Source organism: Mycobacterium sp. E2479, from assembly GCF_001667925.1.
In the GTDB taxonomy this organism is placed as follows: Bacteria; Actinomycetota; Actinomycetes; order Mycobacteriales; family Mycobacteriaceae; genus Mycobacterium.
Map to the genome: position 1 here is coordinate 49906 of NZ_LZJR01000044.1, position 21023 is coordinate 70928.

The 21023-nt window shown below is 64.9% G+C and carries 16 protein-coding genes, 1 tRNA gene and 1 pseudogene; 5 read left to right on the forward strand and 13 right to left on the reverse strand.

Features of this window, described 5'->3' with window-relative positions:
- Positions 1–24: 24 nt before the first annotated feature.
- From A5686_RS04585 to A5686_RS04620, 8 genes are all read right to left on the reverse strand, one after another.
- The gene (locus A5686_RS04585) at positions 25–1353 is read right to left on the reverse strand and encodes an acyltransferase (protein ID WP_067931564.1); all 1329 of its coding nucleotides are present in this window, start codon (positions 1351–1353) and stop codon (positions 25–27) included.
- 126 nt (positions 1354–1479) lie between these two features.
- The gene (locus A5686_RS04590) at positions 1480–1770 is read right to left on the reverse strand and encodes a YiaA/YiaB family inner membrane protein (RefSeq protein WP_067931569.1); all 291 of its coding nucleotides are present in this window, start codon (positions 1768–1770) and stop codon (positions 1480–1482) included.
- Positions 1771–1892: 122 nt separating this feature from the next.
- On the reverse strand, positions 1893–3089 hold the full coding sequence (locus A5686_RS04595; RefSeq protein WP_067931571.1) for a cation:proton antiporter: 1197 nt from the start codon (positions 3087–3089) through the stop codon (positions 1893–1895).
- A gap of 32 nt (positions 3090–3121) precedes the next feature.
- Entirely contained in the window at positions 3122–4204 is a 1083-nt protein-coding gene (locus A5686_RS04600) for a PDR/VanB family oxidoreductase (RefSeq protein WP_067931573.1), read from the reverse strand.
- A 2-nt stretch (positions 4205–4206) separates the two neighbouring features.
- Entirely contained in the window at positions 4207–5136 is a 930-nt protein-coding gene (locus A5686_RS04605) for an alpha/beta fold hydrolase (protein WP_067931575.1), read from the reverse strand.
- Positions 5137–5138: 2 nt separating this feature from the next.
- A complete protein-coding gene (locus tag A5686_RS04610; protein WP_067931632.1) occupies positions 5139–6062 on the reverse strand; it encodes a metal-dependent hydrolase in 924 nt (307 codons plus the stop codon).
- Between the two features lie 41 nt (positions 6063–6103).
- Entirely contained in the window at positions 6104–9358 is a 3255-nt protein-coding gene (locus tag A5686_RS04615) for a thioester reductase domain-containing protein (protein ID WP_067931577.1), read from the reverse strand.
- Positions 9359–9795: 437 nt separating this feature from the next.
- Entirely contained in the window at positions 9796–10788 is a 993-nt protein-coding gene (locus A5686_RS04620) for a diacylglycerol kinase family protein (protein WP_067931578.1), read from the reverse strand.
- A gap of 183 nt (positions 10789–10971) precedes the next feature.
- Between A5686_RS04620 and A5686_RS04625 the strand changes: the two genes are divergently transcribed.
- Together A5686_RS04625 and A5686_RS04630 are read left to right on the forward strand one after the other, a co-directional pair.
- Positions 10972–11865, forward strand: a complete 894-nt coding sequence (locus tag A5686_RS04625; protein ID WP_067931580.1) for an oxidoreductase — start codon at positions 10972–10974, stop codon at positions 11863–11865.
- 124 nt (positions 11866–11989) lie between these two features.
- The gene (locus A5686_RS04630) at positions 11990–12907 is read left to right on the forward strand and encodes a DMT family transporter (protein ID WP_067931582.1); all 918 of its coding nucleotides are present in this window, start codon (positions 11990–11992) and stop codon (positions 12905–12907) included.
- Positions 12908–12974: 67 nt separating this feature from the next.
- Here the strand turns inward: A5686_RS04630 and A5686_RS04635 are convergent, their stop codons facing one another.
- Positions 12975–14282, reverse strand: coding sequence for an MCE family protein (locus tag A5686_RS04635; RefSeq protein WP_067931584.1), 1308 nt, complete (start codon positions 14280–14282; stop codon positions 12975–12977).
- 314 nt (positions 14283–14596) lie between these two features.
- Positions 14597–14807: pseudogene (locus A5686_RS26375) on the reverse strand (MCE-family protein MCE1A); the annotation flags it as partial.
- A 160-nt stretch (positions 14808–14967) separates the two neighbouring features.
- Between A5686_RS26375 and A5686_RS04640 the strand changes: the two are divergent.
- Both A5686_RS04640 and A5686_RS04645 read left to right on the forward strand, forming a co-directional pair.
- Positions 14968–15504: a hypothetical protein gene (locus A5686_RS04640; RefSeq protein WP_067931586.1), complete on the forward strand. Its 537-nt coding sequence runs from the start codon at positions 14968–14970 to the stop codon at positions 15502–15504.
- A 20-nt stretch (positions 15505–15524) separates the two neighbouring features.
- Positions 15525–16013: a glutathione peroxidase gene (locus A5686_RS04645; RefSeq protein ID WP_067931588.1), complete on the forward strand. Its 489-nt coding sequence runs from the start codon at positions 15525–15527 to the stop codon at positions 16011–16013.
- 46 nt (positions 16014–16059) lie between these two features.
- Here A5686_RS04645 and A5686_RS04650 read toward each other — a convergent pair.
- From A5686_RS04650 to A5686_RS04660, 3 genes are all read right to left on the reverse strand, one after another.
- Positions 16060–16133 (reverse strand) — tRNA-Met (locus tag A5686_RS04650).
- A gap of 109 nt (positions 16134–16242) precedes the next feature.
- A complete protein-coding gene (locus A5686_RS04655) occupies positions 16243–16671 on the reverse strand; it encodes a tautomerase family protein (RefSeq protein ID WP_067931590.1) in 429 nt (142 codons plus the stop codon).
- 244 nt (positions 16672–16915) lie between these two features.
- Positions 16916–17815, reverse strand: a complete 900-nt coding sequence (locus A5686_RS04660) for an SAM-dependent methyltransferase (RefSeq protein WP_067931592.1) — start codon at positions 17813–17815, stop codon at positions 16916–16918.
- A gap of 567 nt (positions 17816–18382) precedes the next feature.
- Here A5686_RS04660 and A5686_RS04665 point away from each other — a divergent pair.
- Entirely contained in the window at positions 18383–19822 is a 1440-nt protein-coding gene (locus A5686_RS04665) for an aldehyde dehydrogenase (RefSeq protein WP_067931594.1), read from the forward strand.
- Positions 19823–21023 lie beyond the last annotated feature (1201 nt).

Sequence of the window (21023 nt, forward strand, 5' to 3'; positions counted from 1 at the left end):
GGGCGGATGCCTTCACCACCTGTCCTATCGTGCCGCCGCGTGCGGGCGCCGCCCCGGCGCCTTGGCATTGCGCTGGGCCACGATCCGCGCGGTCACCAGCGCGGTCACCACCACGGCCATGCATACCAGCCCGTCGTCCTTGAGTCCCCACCTGATCGCGGCGAGCAGCGCTACGCCGGCCACGCACAACAGGGCACCGATGGCGCGACCCCGGCCGCGCGACGTCACCGCGGGCGCGCGGTCCCAGCCGGACAGCGGGTTGTTCTCCAGCGGCCGCAGCACGACGAACAGCCCGGCCACCGCAACGAGAACGATGAGCACCTGCGCGAGGCTGATGGCGAGAAAATCCTGCGCGCCCGGAAAGCGCGGGCAGTCAAGGTAATCGAAGACCAGGTGCACGGCGAGCAGTACCGGCATGTGCCACAGGTACAGAGTCATCGCGCCGGAGTTGCCGATGGCCGTCCACCACCACACGCGCGGTCGTTGCGCCCAGCGCGCGATCGTCGGTGCGGCCGCGATTGCCAACGCGCTCAGGATGATTGCGTGGCCGGCCAGCAGCAGCGACGGCGGGCTGGTGTTGGACAGATGATGGTCACCGGTGCCGACCATGCTGATCTGGTACGGCCCCCAGTGCACCAGGGCGAGATCCACCGCGAAGGAGGCGGCGGCGACGGCCAGCGCGGCGCGGCCAGGAAGCAGCCCGCGACGGTAGGCCACGCCGAACATGGCGGGAATGAGCCAGACCGCCAGGTTGAGGTAACCCAGCGGCATCGTCGCCGGCCAGTGCAACCGGATCACGTCGATCAGCGCGATCGCGCCGTAGACCGTTGCCACCCCGACGAAAAGGCGCCCGGCCGTCATGATGCGATACAGGACGGGCATGGCGGCCAGCACCAAAACGTAAGCTCCCAGAAACCAGAGCAACTGCGTGCTGACGCCGGCGATCGGCTCGTAGATGTGTTGCGGCAGCGCCCGATACAGCACCGTCAGCGTGACGGCCCAGAATGCCAGATAATAGAACACCGGGCGGAACAGCCTGGTGCAGCGTTTCATCAGCCAGTCCCCCCAGTTGGTGCCGGGAGCCCAGGACGACACGCACGCCGCCGCACCCGCGAAGAAGAACAGGGGCATGATCTGCAGCAGCCACGTCATCGCTTGGAACAGCGTCGAGGTGGTGAGCAGGTTGTCCCAGATCAAGACGTGGTTTTCAATGATGCTGGCCGCCATCACGGTATGGCCGAGCACCACGCCGACCAGCGAGGTGATGCGGATGACGTCCAGGACTCGATCCCGATCGGCCGGCGTATTCGCGGCCACCTCGGCGACGTCGGGAAACTTCACGAGAGTTGTCATGGCAGCGTGATAGCCCTTCTGTGCAAATGCGTTGCGGTAAAGAGGAATCGTGCGATGAGAGAAGCCTGGCCGACGATGCGGGCGCAAGCCTGCGCACTTCTACGCGTTGAGGCTGAGTAGTACTACTCAGTTCGCGGCATTGAGCGGGTCGTAGTCCGCGAGCAGCCTTTCGATGCGGGCCTCATCGAGTCGTACCCGCACGGTGGCGGCCTCCTGCTGGTCGCGGATGACCTTGGCCAGGGTGAACGCGCTCGACACCAGGAATATGAAGGTGACGCCGAGGAACAATCGTGGCCACGGGTCAAGCGGGAGGAAGTAGATTCCGCCGAGCGCGGCCACGAAGCTGATCGCGAACGCGACGGCGGCCTGAACGAAGAACGCGGCGGTGGTTTTCGACATGCTGCTGGGTACGGTCATGCCAATGAGCCTGCGGCAGCACACCGTTGGCAGGGATCCGTAAGACTACTCAGATTCGGCGGCGCGATCACGGGTCCGCGCCGCCAGTGCAGCGGGCGGCGGCCGGCGGGCCGATCGCCTCTTCAAGGAACGGGTTTGACGGCGGTGGCCTGCGCCTCCGGCTCGGCGGCGTCCTGGCCGCGCGCCGCCAGCGCACCCGCGATCGATGTGCAGGCGATGGTCAGCAGCGAACCGAACATCAATGCCGCGGCTTCGCCAGGGGCAAGCAGGTGCTGTTGGGTGCCGATGGTGGCCGCGGCCACCGCCACACCGAGCTGCGTGGAGGACATCACCGCATACGTGAGCGGCTGGCTGAGCAACCGTCCCGCGCAATGCGCCAGCACGCCGCCGAGCCCCAGCCCGATACCGAGCAGGATGTATTTCGGTTGCGAGCCCAGCTCGCGTACCTGCAGCGAGGCGCCGAGCCAGACGAAGAACAGCGGGCTGAAGAAACCCTCGGTGATGCCGAACAACTGACGCGCCAACCGCCTCGGCTCGCCGACCATGGCGATCACCAAACCCAACGCGAAGCCCGCCAGCATAATCGATACGTCGGCACTGACGGCCAGCGTTGCCAGCCCGAACAGCACCAGCAGATTGATCCGCAGTTCCAGCGCCAACTGCTTGGTGTGCGAATAGTCGTGCATGCGCTGACGCCATCCCCTGCGGTCGACCCAACGCAGCACCGCGAAGAGCAGCACCGCGCAGCCGGTGATGGCCAACCCGCCCAGTGCCGCCGTCGCCGCGTGACGAAAGTCGATCACCAAGGGCAGCAACACGATACAGGCCGCGTTCGCGATCGCGATTTGCGCGGTGATGGAGAGCGCCTGCGGGCCGCGCAATCGCAGGGAATCGATCATCGGCAACGTCACGGCCGCTGACGACGAGGCCATCAGCACCGCGTAGAGTGCCGCGTGTCCGGTGCCGAACTGCGTGGCTAGCCCGAACCCCAGGGCCGCCGCCGCGGCGCCGGCCAGGATCGCTCGCGCCAACGCCTTGGGAACGGCCGACCGCAGCGCGGGGTCGCGGGCCGGGACATGGCTGCCCACCACGAACATCACCAGCGCGAAGCCGATGTTCGCGAACAATTGGAGGGTCGGGTCGGATGCGTCGACCACGCCGAAACCGGTCCTGCCGATGACCAGACCCGCGATGAGTTCGCCGATGGTGACCGGTATCCGCAGGCGTGGCACCGACGCCAGTACCGGGCCGGCGAAACCGACAGCGGTCAGCAGCGCCAAGGTGTGGAAGCCGAATCCCTGCACGTGGCCATTGTGCACGGCGGATGGTCAAACTGGGCGCATCCGAGCGCTCAGGCGTCGATCACCACGCGTCCGGACTTCGCGCGGGAAACGCAGACCAGCATCTCGTCATCGCCCTCGACGGTGCGCCCCCGGCGATCAACCTGTCCGCCAAGCACTTTCACCTTGCACGTTCCACAGAACCCCTGCTGGCAGGAGTATGCGGTGGTCGAATCGCGGTCAAGCATGACGTCCAGCGCCGACCGATTGGCGGGCACGCGGAGCACCCGCTGCGAGCGGGCCAGTTCCAGTTCGAAGGGAACGCCGTCGACCACCGGTGGGGGGCCGAAACGTTCGTAGTGCAGCGGCGCGTCCGCGTGTTCGTTGCGCGCGGTGCGCACCGATTCCAACATGGCGCTGGGACCACACACGTAGACCGCGGTGGCCGGCCCGGCGTCGGCGAGCAAGTCGGACGCAGTGGGGAATCCGCCGCGCTCGTCGTCGGCCCACACGGTGACCCGCTCGGGAGCCTGGGCCACCACCTCGTCCAGCAAGGGCATGTAATCCCGGCTGCGACCGGCATAGACCGCGCGCCAATTGATTCCGCGCTGCTGGGCAATGTGGATCATGGGCAGGATCGGAGTCACCCCGATGCCGCCGATCACGAACAACACCTCGCGCTCGTCGGTGACGAGGTAGAAGGCGTTGCGGGGCCCTTCGAACTCGAGTTTGTCGCCCACCTGATAGGTGTCGTGCATTTCGATCGAACCGCCGCCACCCTCGGCAATGCGGCGCACCGCGATGCGGTAGTCGGTGCGCCGGCCGGGTGAACCGCACAGCGAGTACTGGCGCCGGCGGCCCGACGGCAACCGAACGTCGATATGCGCACCTGGTGTCCAGGCCGGCAACAATCCACCGTCGGGGTCGGTTAACGTCAACGCGACCACATCCGGCGTCAGAAGTTCCCGGTTGGCGACCACCGCGGTGGTGGTGCGCCGCACGGACTCCACGCGCGAGGATGTCCACCGCGACGCCGACGCGAAGCCGCCGAACAGCGTACCCACCCCGTACAACGCGGTATACATGCGGTCACGCTTGCGGCGGCCATACAAGTCGGCCGGAATGCTGTCCCAAATCTTCTGTGCCACAATCATCCTCACATCTGGCTGATGTCGCGACGGTCCGCGGTCGGGGCGATCAGGTCGACCCACTCGGCGGTGAGCCGGGCGATGACATCGGGGTATGCGCTGACCACCCAATGGCCGCCCTCGATCGGGACGACCCTGCCGCCCTCCGGGATGGAGCCGGTAAACCGTTGCAGGGCAGGCGATACGAAATAATCCTGGCGTGCGACCAGCACCTGCACCGGCACGGCCGTCTGCGGCAACCGTGGCGGCGGGGACAGCATCGGTGCGGGCATGTTCGCCCGATACAGGTTGAGCCCGTTCAGGTAGTCATCGACCGAGCGGTACGCGGTACCGCGCCCGCTGCGGGCGGCCGATCCACCGATGCGCCCCACCGCCTCAAAGACTTTCACCGTGGCCCCGGACCGGATCGCCAGTTCCGGTAGGCCCGGGCACAGGAAAAACCAGATATAGGACGACGCCAGGACCTGTTTGACCACGTCGAGAAGGGCGCGCGGCGTGCGCGCTGAACGCAGGAATCTGCCCGCGTAGGGCAGGTGCGGCCCGGACACCGAGGTGAATGAGGCGACCTTGCCCATCACGGTGTCGTCGGTGACCGCCGCCCAGGCCTGGATCGATCCCCAATCGTGGGCCAACAGATGCACGTCGTTCACGCCCAGCCGCTCGATCACCGCGCCGACGTCGGCGACCAATTGCGGGAGCCGATATCCCGAACGGTCTGCCGGCGTTGAGGATTGGCCGGCGCCTCGCACGTCGTACGCCACGACGTTGAATCGACGACCCAATGCCGTCGCCACCGCGTCCCACACGTGGTGGTTGTCCGGATACCCGTGGATGGCCAGGATGGTCGGCCGCCCCGGATCGATGTCGGTATAGGCATGCACCGCCAGTCGCACGCCGTCGGAGGCGGTGACGGTGGTTGAAACCAACTCGGTTGTCATCGTCAGTGCGACGCGCGGGCGGCGGGCGAGCGAGCCAAGTAGTCGACCGCGCGCCCCACCCCGCCCAACTGGGACGGGTGGAAACTCGGTTTGTAGTAAGCGCCGATGACCCGGAGGAACTGGAATGGGCCGGGCACCAAACCCCGCCGGGCGGCGCGGAAGTAGTCCCGCCAGCGCGGCTTGGTGCCGGGCGGCAAGTAGGGGTCCACCGAGTACATGAATCGCACGCCGCGAACGAACAGCCAGAGCAACGCCGGCGTGATCAGTAGCTGGGTGCGCACCTGTCGCCAATACCCGGCACGCAGGTGCTTCATGGTGTCGAAGGCGACCGCTTTGTGCTCGACTTCCTCGGCGCCGTGCCAGCGCAGCAGGTCCAGCATCACCGGGTCGGTGCCCATCGCGTCATGCTGCGGGGTGTCCAGAATCCATTCGCCCAGGATCGCGGTGTAATGCTCGAGTGCCGCGACCATCGATACCCGCTCGAGCAGCCAGCTTTGTCGCCGACGCGGGCTCCACTGCGGCCGGTCGCCGATGAGTTGGGTGAATAGCCAGCGCATTTGGTCGGTGAACGGCGTCACGTCGATGTCTTTGACCGCGAAGTGCCCGAGCACGCCCGCGTGGGCCTGGGAATGCATCGCCTCCTGGCTGATGAATCCCTGCACATCGCGCAGCAGTTGATCGTCTTTGATCAGCGGCAAGGTGTCCTTGAAGGCGGCGACGATGAATTCTTCACCCGCCGGCAACAAGAGGTGCAACACATTGCAGAAGTGCGTGGTGAAGGGCTCGTTGGGCACGTAGTAGAACGGCAGCGTCGACCAGTCGAAGTCGACGTCGCGCGCCTGCAGGACGATCCGCTCGTGGTCGAGCGAGGCGTCATGCGGGCCGGTTGCCCTGTCATCGACGGTGAACTCATCGACGGTGAACATGGTGCCATCCCCTTGCTGTCTCGCGCCGATCCGCTGCATTATCAGGCGCTGCGCTGTGCCTCATCGTCTACCTCAGTGATTAAACGCTCACTGCGCAAGAACCGGACCAGATGATCGACCGTTTCGGTCAGGGCCGGCTCACGCAGCCGGACCTTGGCCAGCTCTCGCCGGTTGCGGTACTGGGTGTTGTCGTAGCGTTTGTCCCGCATCGCCGCGATCTTGTCCGCCGACCGGGTGAGGAAATCGACCAGCGGATACATCTGGTCGTTCGGCGTGCAGCGGCGGTTCAGCTGCTCGGTGAACGACGGGATGTCGTGGTACTCAAACCGATACCCGTAGCGCTCGGACAGGATCCGCGTGACGTCGGGCAGGTTGTAGTAGTCGTCGGCGGTCATGTTGAAGACGCTGCCCGATTCGTCCGGCAGGCCCATCAGCGTCACGATGTGATCCGCGATCAAGTCCGCCGGCAGCAGGCTGATCTGGTTGAGCGCGTTGACGGCGACCCCGTGCTCGATCATGAACGCGGTCAGCCGCACCAGGATGTCGTCCTGGCTGCCGAAGCCCGCGCGGGTGGGCGAGATCAGCGAGGGCCGGTAGATGCGGACGTCGAGTCCCTTGCGCTGCGCGGCCAGAGCGAGCTGCTCGCCGACCCACTTGGTCTGCGAGTAGCCGAAGTCCAGCCCGGCCATCTTCTCGTTGGCATCCCACTCCCCGACCACCGGCTCGGTGCTCCAGCCGTAGATGAACGTGCTGGAGACCAGGTGGAAAGCCTTGCGGTGGTTGGTCATCGCCAGCCGCAACAGCTCGCGGGTGCCCTCCACGTTGGCCGGCCGCAGGGCGTCGTAGGTGCGGACGTAGTTGACCAGGGCGCCATTGTGCACGACGGCATCGACGTCCTGCGCCAGCTGCTGGAAACCCGCCTCCCCGATACCCAACGCGGGCTCGGCGAGGTCGCCGCAGACGATGCGGACCCGGGCGCGGACATCGGCTTCCAGCGCCGGCGTCCAGAGCTGGGCGCGGCGCAGCGACGCGACGATGCGGTCCAGGCCGTGTGCGGCGTCCGTGGCGCGCACCAATGCGTGCACCGTGTAGGAGGTTTGCGCCAGCAGGCTACTCACCAGGAACGGCCCGAGGAATCCGGTCGCGCCGGTCAGCAGGAGATCGGTGGGCTCGCCCGGCCGGACGGGTGCCAGTTCCGGAAGCGGCAGTGCCGCATCGGCACGCATCTGGGCGGCCTCCTGGGCCTCGTACTCGGCGGAGATCTGATTCAGTGCCCGGCGCAGGGCGTCAAGCGCCTGCCCGGACCCCTCGCCGAATTGGCCGATCAGACCGAAGAATTCGGACACTGTCAGCCGCTGCAGCAGGCGGGTGTTGACCTCTTCGGCCAGTTCGCCCGCGCCGTTCTCCTCCAGCAAGGCCTGCAGGTCCGTGCGGAGTTCGGCCAACGCCAGCGAGTCGATGCCGAGATCGGCGAACGAGCAGTCCTCGTCGCCGGAGAGGTCGTAGCTCTCGATGAGGGATCGGAAGCGCTCCAGCGGACCCGCAGCCAGGTCATCGTGAGTTCGGTTGGCCGACTGGTTAACCCAGCTCGCGAAGGTGCGCAGCTTGTCGTCCAGCCACAGCTGGCGGGTCGACGAGCGCCGGATCTTGCCCGACGTGGTCTTGGGAATGCTGCGCGGCGGCGCGAAGACGATCGCGTGCGGATCGATGTGGGCGTGCCGCCGGATCGCGCGGGCCAAGGCCTTGGCGTCCGGAAGGTTGTGCTCGTCGCGCACCTCGGCGACGACGACCAGCGCTTCGGATTCATCGTGCTCGACTGAGAAGGCGGCCACGCAGCCGCTACGGACGTGCGCTGACGTGCGCTCGACGACCGCCTCGATGTCAGAGGGGTAGCAGTTGACGCCGCGGACGATGATCAGGTCCTTGCTGCGGCCACAGACGAACAGCTCGCCCTCGTAGAGGAAGCCCAGATCGCCGGTACGCAGGAAGGTGTGCTCGTCGTCGCCGGCGACGCGCGCGCCGAATATCTCCGCGGTCAACTCACGCCGGTTCCAGTACCCGGCGCCCTTGGAGCGTCCGGCCAGCCAGACCTCGCCGACCCGCCCGTCGGGCAGCGCCTGGCGCGATTCGGGATCGACTATGCGAACCAGGGCTCCCTCGATGGGCTTGCCGCAGCTGACCAACGTGACCTGGTTGCTGTTCTCCGGCAGCGCTTTTTCGACGCGAGCGACATTGCGCTCCAGCCCACGCTTGTTCACCGCAATCGTCTGGCGCCCGCGGATCGACACGGTCAGGGTGAATTCGGCCATGCCGTAGGCGCCGGTGAGCGCCTCGGGCCGCAAGCCGTACTCGGCGAACCGCTGCCGGAAGCGGGCGAAGGTGCCGGCGCGCAGGGGCTCTGCGCCCACCACGATGCATTCGAGGCTGCTCAGGTCGACGCCGGCCAATTCGGCGGCGGGCAGCTTGTCCTGGCGCAGGCAGTAATCGAGCGCGAAGTTGGGTCCCGGCGTGTGCGTCGCGCGCACGTCACTGATCAGCCGGAGCCAGGACGACGGCCGCGCGAGGAAGTCCAGGGGCGACATCGCATGCGTGGAACCGCCCAACAGCACGACGAACATGTAGGCCGAGATCAGCCCCATGTCGTGATGTTGCGGCAGCCACGAAGCCACCACCACGTCGCCGCCACTGAAGGCGAAGCCGTTGGCGATGATGTTGGCGTGGGTGACGATCACACCCTTGGGATCGCTTGTCGAGCCCGAGGTGTACTGCAGGAAGAGCACCTCGCCGGGAGTGTCCGCGACGAGGCCGCCGCCGAAGTCCTGCGCGCCGTCGGTGGCGAACCAGGGCAGCTCCGGCAGGCCGGCGCCCGACTCGTCCCCCCAGAGCTGTTCGCCTCGGCGCTGGGCCAGCAGCAGGCGAAAGTCGTACTCGAACTGCTTCGTCGACAGCACGGCAGTGGCCTGGCAATCGCGCGCGATGAAGCTCAGCTTGGCGAGCCCGGCATCAAAGGACATCGGCAAGGGCGGGCTGACCGGAACGGCGATCACCCCGATGCGCGCGCATGCATACAGCGCCGCGACCATTTCCAGACCCGGCGGGTACACGAGCAGCGCACGTTCGCCCGACTTGAGACCGGCCTCCCTGGACAGGTACGCGGCCAGTTCGCGGGTGCGTTCGGCGAAGGCCTGGTAGGTGTAATGCTCGATTTCGCGGCCGTCGCCATCGACGAACCGGAAGAGGGTCTGGTCTGGCCTTTGCGCTTCCCAGTTGTGTAGGTAATCGATCAGCGTCTCCATGTCGGAGTGATCCCCCTTCCAGGTTGGCCCGAGAACGACTTCCGTCGTTAAATATGAACCCAATGTAGCGCTTCCTGCCTCCCCGGAGCAAAAGGTTGAACAGCATTAATGGCGATCACACACTACATTCACAGGATAAACTTAGCCGCCGAATTTGAATGCGCGAATCCTGATCTACGCGCCTACGCATTTCAGTACTTCAGTCGTTGGTGACCAGGGCATTCCTAGCGACCTGCGATCTGAGATACTGAAGTAAGTATTCACAAATACACGGATTTACTAATGGCCGCCAAACATCCATCAACCCTGAAACAGGCTTTTACCTTCGTCACACGGGTTAACGGAATCGCAAATCAAAAACGCAATTATCGGGCGAGGATACCGCGTGCCTGATAGCGGCGGGCTAGCGTCGCACAATGCGACTGGGCGGCAGGCGGTTATGCGGGCCGGGCGATGCGGATCCGCGGGCCCGCGCTGGCCACCAGTTTCACGATGTCGAGGAAACGCTCACCGTCGATGATCGGCGACAGGGGCTCGTCCTCGGCTTCGATCGTCATCTCGTGGCCGATGACGTCGCGCAGCCCTTTACCGCGAAGCAGGCCGCTGGTCAGGGCAGTCGGAAGCTGCGCCACGATCCTGGATGGCCGTAGGTTTCCGGCCTGAAAATGCAGCGCACCGGGCTCGGACGCCTTGGGGAACAGCCGAAGCGGCCCACCGATGCGCAGGTCGATCGCGCCGGCGTGCAACAAGCTGTGGGTGCGCGACGGCACCTCATCGCCGTCGATCACCACGCGCGCCTGCGTCGGCGTGAAGAGGATCGACGCGTAATTCGGTGTCTTCACTCGGGTCGGGGCGACCTTGGAGGTGATGTAGTCGCCGAAGCTGCGAGCGATCACTCGGGCGACGGCCAGCCGACCGTGATCGGGTGAGTCGTAATACCGGTCGTAGAAACGGTTCCCGACGCCCCCGGCCGCCAGCCCGAAACAGAGCCGGTGAAACGCGGCGCCGTCGGCGGTTGCGCCATCGAGTACCAAGGTGTCCAGGACCATTTCCGGCGGAGGCTGGTCCTTCTGGGCCGCGGATGTCAACGCACGGATGATCGCTTCGGGCCGCCCGCGCACGCGGGCCTTGCGCGCGACGGCGTTAACGCTGCCACCGTTGGTCGGGACGAACGCAGGCCAGCGTTGCGGATCACCGACGCAGCGCTCGATCTCGTTGATCAGCCAGTGCAGTGCGCCGTCGCCGCCGTCGCCGACCAGGTGGGTGACCCGCGGTGCGAGCTGCTGGATGGCGTCGCGGAGTTCCTCGATGGAATCGGTCTCGTGCACCTCGCCGCGGTCGCCGACGATGCGACGCAGTTCGGCGATGCGGTCGCCGGGAGCGGCGCGATTCCTCCGCGCTTTCGGATTGACGATGACGCCTACATACATCTGGCGGTCCCCGGCGCGCGCCTGGCAACATGCCGTCCGGGCAATTGCTCAGGTGGGATTTCGCTGGGCATCCCAGGCACAATACCCGCGCACCCGAATGGTCCCGTAACGCTCCCGCAGCCCGCTTCAACTCCCTCCCGCTCCGGCAGCCACCGTCGCACTTGCGAAGTTAGGGTGGCTGCCATGGCAAATTGGACCGCGGCAAAGCTGCCCTCGTTCGCCGGACGAACCGTCATCATCACCGGCGGCAACGCCGGGTTGGGCGAGATCACCGCCCGCGAGTTGGTTCGGGTCGGCGGCCACGTCATCCTGGCCGTCCGCAACGTCGACAAGGGCCGCGCCGCCGCCGCTCGCATGACGGCTTCGGCGACCGGTCCCGCAATCGGGACGGCCGAGGTGCGCGAGCTCGATCTGCAAGACCTGTCGTCGGTGCGGCGCTTCGCCGACGGAATCGACACGGCCGACGTTTTGATCAACAACGCCGGCATCATGGCCACCAAACACGCGGTCACCGTCGACGGCTTCGAGGGCCAAATCGGCACCAATCATCTCGGTCACTTCGCGCTGACCAACCTACTGTTGGCCAAGCTGACCGACCGGGTTGTGACGGTGTCGTCGCTGATGCACCACTTCGGCTACATCAGCCTCAAGGATTTGAACTTTCAGTCCCGGCCGTATTCGGCCTGGCTGGCCTACAGCCAGTCCAAGCTGGCCAACCTGCTGTTCACCAAGGAACTGCAGCGGCGGTTGGACGACGTCCCCACATCGCTGCGTGCGCTGGCCGCCCACCCCGGCTGGTCGCACACCAACCTGCAGGGCAACTCCGGCCGCAAGCTCGGCGACGCGGCGGTCCTCGCGGTCGACCGGATCGTGTCCACCGACGCCGACTTCGGCGCCCGCCAGACGCTGTACGCGGCCTCGCAGGATTTGCCGGGCGACACCTTCGTCGGCCCGCGATTCGGACTGTACGGCCGCACCCAGCCGACCTGGCGCCACTGGCCGGCGAAGCGCGCCCACACCGCCACCGCCCTGTGGGAACTGTCCGAGCGGCTCACCGGGACGAAATTCCCGCTTTGACGTCCCCTCGACAGCGCCGCAGCTAACCCGGCAACCCCTTCCGCGCGCCCGCCACGCGGTGCGCGACTAGATTGGACGGGTAGTCCAACCGCACCCAGCGAGCACCCAGCGAGGAGGCAATGCCGTGTCGGACGTGCATCTAGCGGCCCTCCTCGCCCTGTGCGCAGCGCTGGCGTCCGCGATCGGCAATGTGGTGCGGCAACGCTCCGCGCAGGAGGTCACCGACAAACGGGTGGGCCACCTGACGTTGTTCGGCATGTTGCTGCGCGACAAGCGTTGGTGGCTGGGCGGTTTGGGGGACATCGGCAGCTACGTGCTGCTGGCCGCCGCGCTGGACAAGGGCTCCGTGCTGCTGGTGATGTCGTTGCAGGTGACGGCGCTGCTTTTCGCCCTGCCGATCTATTCGCGGATGACCGGTAAGCCCATCACCGGCCGGGAATGGAGTTGGGCACTGGTACTGGCGGTAGCGCTGGCCGTGCTCATCGCGGTCGGAGACCCCACGGGCGGCCAGCAGCGGGCGCCGCTGCACACGTGGATCGTGGTGGCCCTGGTGATCGGCCCGCTGTTGTTGCTGGGCTTGCTCGGAGCGCGGATCTGGGCTGATCGTTCGGTCGCGGCAGTAATGCTGGCCGCGGTGGCAGGCACCTTCCTGGCCGTGTTCGCGGTCCTGATGAAGGGCGTCGTCGACATCCTGGAACACCACACCGGCCACATTTGGCAGACCTTCGAGCTGTACGCGCTGGTGTTCTGCGGGGTCGCCGGAATGATCTATCACCAATCGGCTTACCGAGCCGGCGCGCTGACCGCCTCGCTGCCCACGATCATCGTGGCGAAGCCCGTGGTCGGTGGGGTGCTCGGCATCGTCGTGCTCAGCGAGACGTTGGAAGCCGGAGGCTGGGAGTGGTTTGTCATCGCGGCGACGACGGTCGTGGTGATCATCGCGACGGTCGGTCTGGCTCGCGGAGAGGCCGCCTCCATGTCGGCCGGCGCCGGGCGTGACGTGAAGTCCAGCGCACGGCCGAAGGCGGCCACCCAAGCCTGAGTGTGTGATACCGAATCGGCTTGCCGGGTAGAGATTCTCGCAACGCGGCGTTGACGAGCGCCGGCCGCTACGGGTTGATGGTGTTGTCGCCGACCTGGCGGCCCCAGACGTACTCGATCGCATACGGCGATCCGGTGTCGAGGTGGTTGTAGGGCGCGATGCTGTTGCCGGTGTCCATGATCAGCTCCGGTGCCGGCCACAGATCGCGGGTGACCTTCTGCCAGCACCCCGGGGCGCCACCCGGGCCGCCGCGCGCGTTCACCCGCGGCAGGTTCTCCGGGTAGATGTAAGGGTTCGGCGCACCTCCGACTATGCCGGCAATGCCGCCGACCATCGACGCGATAACGGGCACCGCGGACACCGGGTTCGCGATCAGTCCCAGCCCGGAGAGCACCTCGGTGTCCATGTTCAACGAGTAGCCGTTGAACCCGCCCTCGGCCGCACCGGTGGCGGGCAGTGCATCGTGCTCGCTGCGCATCAGGCAGTAGATTTCGGGGCTGTAGGTGTCCAGCAGTTGCGCGGTCGGGACCAGGTCGGCCGCTCCGCGCGCCAGATACGGGCCACCCTTATTGAACAGATCCGCGCCCGTGTTGCCGAACCCGGCCGCCGACAACAACGCCTGATCCAGATCCTTTTGCTGGGCATTGATCGTGCGCGAGGTGATCACCGCATTGTTCAGGAAATCCAACAGATCCGGCGACGCGTTCGCGTACGTATCGCCCAGCGCGGCCAACCGCTGAATGTCCTTGCGCGCCTGTGGCATCTGCGGGTTCACGTCATCGAGCAGCACGTTGGCGTTGATCACCGACTGACCGAACTTCTCCCCCAGCCCCGACAACGATTGCGCGGCCGCACTCAACGTCAGATTCAGCTTGACCGGATCGACCTTCTCCGAGATGGAGGTGATCGTCTGAAACAGGGTGTTGATCTCGGTGGTCACCGAGCGCGCATCGATCACAGCGTGCGGCGAAATCCCGTGCGCCGACGGGCTTGCCGGCGTCGTCAACGACACATACTTGCCGCCGAACACCGTCGTCGCCTTGATATCGGCGTTCACATTCGACGGAATCAGCGTTAAATAACGCGGATACACCTCCAGGGTGAACTTCGCCGCCGGCTTCCCGTCACGCACCGTCTCCGAGATCGACCCCACCCGCCCGATCTGCACCCCGTTATAGGTGACCTTCGAACCCGGATCCATCACCAACCCGGCCCGCGACGCCAACATCGTCAGCTCGGTCTTGGGTGTGAAACCCCCGCGGAACTGGATGTAGACCAGGGTGAAGATCACGGCGAGGACCACCAGCACGGCGATGGTGATGAACTTGTAGGGCGGCTCTCGCGAGTCGTTGATCTGAACGGGTGAACCCTCCATGGCCTACCCCGTGCGCCCGATGATCCCGGGTCCGGCGATGGACGGCCACCCGCGCGGTTGGCTATCCGGGTAACCCACCGTCGCCACCGCTGCCCCTCACCTCGGGACCGTCGCCACCGGGCGCTGGCCTGTCACCTATGAAATAAGACCAGCAAAATCTACCGCGATGCAGTGGCACAAACCAAGAAACGGCGGAAACTGCCGGGCGCACAACATCATCCTTCGAACGACCATCCCCACACCCGCCCGCTCACCGAGCACCCCGAGAGGCGGATCATACTCTCCCTCAGGTGATTCGAGCCCCGAAAATGTGGTTACGGGTCGATGGTGTTGTCGCCGACCTGGCGGCCCGAGACGTACCCGATCGCATACGGCGATCCGGTGTCGAGGTGGTTGTACGGTGCGAGGCTGTTGCCGGTGCCCATCACCGACTCCGGTGCGGGCAATAAGGTCGCGGGTGATCGGCTGCCAGCACCCCGGGGCGCCACCCGGGCCGCCGCGCGCGTTGACCCGCGGCAGGTTCTCCGCCCCCGGCCCTTGCCAGGGACTCCGTACCTGCAGTCACGAAGATCAACGAAATGTACCGTGACAGCCGCCGGTGCGCGAATCAACGTTCACATAATTCGACGGATGCCGCGGCAGGCGAGCCGGGTCTAGGCTCGAGAAGGCTAAGGAAAGGTGCGCGATGCTCGCAGCGTTCGGCTTCGAATCCCTGGGCGTGGTCGTCGGGGACATGTACTTCATCGACCCGTCCCCGCTCGAGGGTCAGGAGACCCCCGAACGGGGCGTCAGGCTGGAACTTCGGCTCGTCGATCGGGCTGCGCCCCAGGGCTCGATCTACGCCGGCGTCCCGATCGCCTTCACCCGCCCGCTGTGGCGGGTGGACCTCTTCGGGTCCACGGAAAGCCCGCCCGGGACGCTGGACCGGGCCCACCACCACCCGCAGTTCGACGGTTGGGAGCCCAGCCGTCGGCACTTCGTCCCCGAGCTGTCCGCCGACCCGCTGGCCTGGTTGACCGAGCAGCTGGCGGACCCGGCCGCCGTCCTGGCCCGCGCCGGCGTGGACGCCGACGAGGTCAGCGAAGCCGACATCACCGGCCTCGCGGCGGCGGCCGCGGAAATCGTCACCGCGGTGAAACGGTTGCTCGACGGCGTGCGCAACGGCGAATTGGCCCCGGCTCCCGCCGAGCCGGTTGCCGCCGCCCGCACCGGCTGGCTCTGAATTGCGTTAGCGTCATCGGCGTGACCCTCAACGACATCGCCCTGACCACCCTCGACGGCCAGCCGACCACGCTGGCCGAATTGTCCGACGGCGCAACGCTGGTCGTCAACGTAGCCTCCAAGTGCGGGCTGACTCCGCAATACACCGCGCTGCAGAAGCTGGCCAAGGACTATGGCGAGCGCGGCCTGACTGTCGTCGGCGTCCCCTGCAACCAGTTCATGGGCCAGGAGCCGGGCACGGCCGACGAGATCCGGGAATTCTGCTCGACGACCTACGGGGTGACGTTCCCGCTGCTTTCGAAGACCGACGTCAACGGCGACAACCGCCACCCGCTGTACGCCGAGCTGACCAAGACCCCGGACGCCGACGGCCAGGCCGGCGACATCCAGTGGAACTTCGAGAAGTTCCTGCTCGCCCCTGGCGGTGAGGTGGTGCAGCGGTTTCGCCCGCGCACCGAGCCCGACGCCCCCGAGGTCATCAGCGCCATCGAGGGCGTGCTGCCCCGCTAGGCATGAAAACGGCCCCCGGAGATTCTCCGAGGGCCGTCTGCACTAGTAGCGGGGACAGGATTCGAACCTGCGACCTCTGGGTTATGAGCCCAGCGAGCTACCGAGCTGCTCCACCCCGCGTTAGTGAATGCCAGGTTACCGAATACCGGCGCGTCGCCAGTCGCGGGCTAGCCCGTAGCGGTACCGAGCCTCCGTTAACTTGCAGACCTGTATGCCGAAGGTCCAGCGTTCAGGCCTTAACTCCCAATTCCGTCAGCCGAACGCGGTTTTCCTCGAACCACGCTTGTTCGTGGCCGGGCTCGGGCAAGATCAACCCTGCCTCCATTGCGTTTGCAGGATCAGCCTCGGTCAGCACGACCAGGAATTCGGCTTCCGACTGCCCGGTGACACGCGTCCACATTCGCGAGAAGTCACGCAGCAAGCCCTGGCGGGTCTCGACGTCACGTCCGTGGCGGATGGCACCGAAAAGGTACGAGTTGGCTGACGGTTTGCGGGAGACAAAGCAGTCGCCTTCCTGTATCTCATGAAACAGAACATTGACGAACAACTCCGGTGCTCGTGTGACGTTGGTGTGAATAGTGGTGATCTCGTCGGCGAGTTTGGCTTTCGCAGACGCCGTCAGCATTCCTCTCGGGCTGTAGCACTGATAGATGGGCATGGGGTTCCATTTCTACACAATTCTGTCGGTTGGTCGCGGCTGCGGGAGCCGCAGGGCAGGCTACCCGAGCGAGCCAGGATTGGTGCCCGTGTCGGAGAGCTCCTCCCCGCTTAATATTGCCTTCGGCCACGCCCGTCCGGGCCCGTTCCCGCCGACCAGTAACAGGTTGTCGCGGAAGGTTGCATCTGCCGGTGGCAAGCCGTCTCGGCGTCACGTGGCCGGCGTCGTGACGTTCGCGCTGGAGCTACTTTCGGGTGGCGGTGACATAGTGGATCGCCTCGTGCCCGCGCAACACACTGTCCCAGGTATCCCCGGACACCCCGGCATCATTTAACAAATCGGCCAGACCGCGGGTTGCGGTGTGCCAGCCGAGTCCTTTCAGGCTTTTCTCGACATCGCCACCTTCGCGAGGATAAGTAAGGCCACCGAAGTCGACATCGAACCCATGGCGCCTCCAGGTTTCTGCAACGCTCTGAATCTGCAAACCGAGGGAGGTCGATTCCTCCGTCCAGTGATCGGCGGCCAATTTGCTGCCGGGTGCACTAAGTGCGGTGAGTTGCTTCAACAGGCGACTCTGAGCGTCGTTAGGGAGGTATCCGATCAGCAAACCCTCGGCCAGCCAGGCCGTCGGTCTCGAGGGATCAAAACCCGCTTGCTGCAGTGCCGTCGGCCAGGCGTGGCGCAGGTCGACGCTTACGGCGCGCAATTGCGTATTCGGAGTGGCGCCCACCCGAGTCAGGACCGAGTTCTTGAATTCGATCACCTCCGGTTGGTCGATCTCGTAAACGATGCTGCCCGCCGGCCACTGCAGGCGGTAGGCACGCGAGTCCAATCCAGATGCGACGATCACCGCCTGACGGATGCCGGCGGACAGCGCGCTCCGGAAGAAATTATCGAAGAACCGTACGCGGACGGCGAAGAAGTGCGTTATCCAATCGGTCTCAATATCGGCGAACTCCAAATCACCACTTGCCAGCCGGGCGAACAGCTCGATACCTGCAGCCTGGACGAGAGGCTCGGCGAACGGATCATTGATGATTGGATCCGCTTGCCTGCTGGCAGCCGCCCTGGCCGCGGCCACCATCGTTGCAGTGGCGCCAACACTGGTGGCCAGATCCCACGTATCGTTGTCACTACGTTTCATTCGTGCGCTCCTGCCTCCGCAATCCTGCGGCCTTCGCGTAAATCACCGGTCTGTGCTCTGACCGTTAAAAGCGGCGCTACGGCAGGAACCCTTCACCAAACGCCGCGCGCAGTCACGATCAAATTTCTGAGTCGGGGTAACCCGTTGACTAGTTTGCGGGATGGAAAGCTCAGTGCCCATTGGGCATTGAGACTTCTTTCCCCCAAGATGTGCCACCGTCGCGCTGCCCTCAAACCCTCGACCTCGGAAAGTGCAGTGGTTCTCGAAAGTGGAAGACGACGGATGTGGCGCAGACTCTTGAAATATATTGTACGAGAGATATCTTCAATTACCTTGACGCGCAGCTGTAAGCAGCCAAGCGGCATTACGTCGACCTGGTGAATCGAAACATGCTCGCCCATAGTTGATTCCGTTCGGTGAAGTCATATCTTGTGGGACAGACGGCCGGATTGGGGGCACTCGGGAGCGGCCCACATCCCCCACAATGTGATTACCGACATCCGAGATTGAACGGGTCGCCAACGATCCGCCGGCACACCGCTGAAAACCTGACATCTGGAGGATTCTGTGGAGGGCACTGACCCAGAACTGTTTATCGGCGGCGCCTTTCGGCCCGCCGGAAAAGCTCAGCCCGTTATCGAGGCTGCTACTGAGAGAGTGCTCGGCCGTGGACCCGACGCTACTTTCGGCGACATTGATGACGCCGTGGCCGCGGCCCGAAAGGCGCTACCCGACTGGGCGACGACTCCGACTCCCGAACGAGCCCAAGCCCTGCAAAGGCTGGCCGGCGGGCTTGAGGCGCGCGCCCAAACCACCGGCGAACTGTGCACTCGTGAGACTGGCGCGCCGATTACCTACTCTCGAATTGCAAACGGTGTCGTTCCGGCCGCGCTGATTCGCTACTACGCAGGCCTGATCTGTGAGACCGACGACGAAGAGGTTCGCCGCACGTTACTCGGACACGCCATCGTGCGCCGAGAGCCTATCGGTGTAGTTGGCGCCATCGTCCCGTGGAATGTCCCGCACCTGTTGGCGGCGATGAAGCTTGGCCCGGCATTGGCGGCGGGATGCACGGTGGTTCTCAAGCCAGCACCGGAGACGGCACTGGACGCGAGGATGGTCGGGGAGGCCGCCGCGGAAGCGGGACTTCCTCCTGGTGTGCTGAACGTGGTCCCGGGTGGCGATGGAGCGGGTGCCCATCTGGTTCGTCATCCCGGCGTCGACAAGGTGGCTTTCACTGGTTCGACGCAAGTGGGCCGATCGGTCTCCGAAACCTGTGGGCGGCTGATGCGGCCCGTCGCGTTAGAACTGGGAGGGAAGTCTGCTGCAATCATCCTTGACGACGCTGATTTGCATACAACCGTGCAGGGACTTCGCACGGTGTCCTTCGGTAACAACGGTCAATTATGTTATGCCAGTACCCGCGTCCTTGCGCCCCGTTCGCGCTACAGCGAAATCGTCGATGCGCTAGCGGAAATGGCCCGATCGCTGGTAGTCGGCGATCCGCTTGACGAGGCTGTCGAGATCGGCCCGCTGGCAAGTTCGCAACAGCGCGACCGGGTGCTGGGTTATATCGAAATCGGGAAAGCTGCCGGCGCTCGCGTGGTGACTGGCGGTGGGATACCCAAAAACCGGTCGCGGGGTTGGTACGTCGCACCGACCATATTCGCCGATGTCAACAACGCAGCGCGGGTAGCACGTGAAGAAATTTTCGGACCCGTTCTCTGCGTCATTCCGTACGATTCGGACGGGGACGCCGTCGACATCGCCAACGACTCGGATTTCGGTCTTGGAGGCAGCGTATGGTCATCCGACGAGACACGGGCAACACAGGTCGCCCGAACCGTACAGACGGGGACCGTCGGCATCAACCACTATCAGCTGGATGCCGCCGCGCCCTTCGGGGGAGTTAAAGGAAGCGGTCTCGGCCGCGAGTTGGGGCCTGAAGGACTGGTCGCCTACCAAACGATCAAATCGATCCTTCGGACAGACATAGCGAGCATGTGATAGAAGTGGACCCCATCCAGAGCAGGGTTACGCATGGTGGCGGGTCGCTGCGGCCCGAACGCGGGGTGTTTGAAACATGTTCACCGACAATGATTGCAGATACGAAGACAAGGATGCGGCGGTCGAGTCGGCTGCAGAGCTGTACCGGCCGGCACCTCATTTCGCCTGGGAGTCTAAAGCGCGCCCGTGCGAGAGCATCATCTTCTCGACCACCGAAAACGTTGTCGGTTCGGGCGATATCGGACTCGATTCTCATCAGAGTCATCCCGAGACCGGAGATCTGCGATGCCCGGCCAGACTGAACCAACGGACACTACTGCACTTGTGCTCCTTGCATTCCTGGCGATCTACCTATACTTCCGGGTAACTGTCGCGTGGATTCTGGGCTTCACTAACACTGAAATCGACCGCCCTACGGATACGAGGCAAGACCCGCCAACGACTGAACGCGCGAGTCCGACATGAGTATTCGCTGTAGGCCCCAGCATCAGCCGCCCAATCGACGGTCTTCAGCCCATCAATCGATCCAGTACACTCACCGTCGCACCTACTCTCCTGCCAGCACGTGACCGAGACACCGGCCTGGTTCGTAGCTTGCGCAGTCCACGAAGTATCTTGGTAAAAGGCAGGTTTGCGGCCAGACCGCGCCGCAGGCTCGGTTGCAAACTGCTGAGGTTGCCGATTAACGGATATTGCAGACCATGGTCACGCCGTTCGGCGCTCCGGTCGATGACGTCGCCGCGTGTTCCTGTCAGGAGGAACTCTTTCAGTAGTGACGGCGGCACGTCCCCGTCAAAAATAGGACAGTCTTTTCGTCGAGCGCCTGCAGGATGCCGCCATGGGCTGCGTTGAAGTCGTTGCGCCAGCCGGCATCAGTAACCCCGATCCCAAGTCGAAGCCTTCTGAGCCGGTTTCGTGCGGCCAGATGCCCTAAGACCGTCCATGGTTCGTAATGTGCATCGATTTATGGAGACGAGGCGTGCGGTTCCGACGTATTCCGATGTCATGACCGATCGCGGGAACAGTGAGCTGAGATGGTCTGGCAGCCATAGTGAATCCACTCCGCTCCCAGCCGCCGTGGGATAACTGCTGGCTACCAACGCCGTCGGTGAGTAGAGGCTGTGCAGGGGTGGTTCTATGAGTCCGACCTTAAACATGGCTAAGCTCGTCTCCGGTGCGAATTGTTGCTTTGGCAACAGTC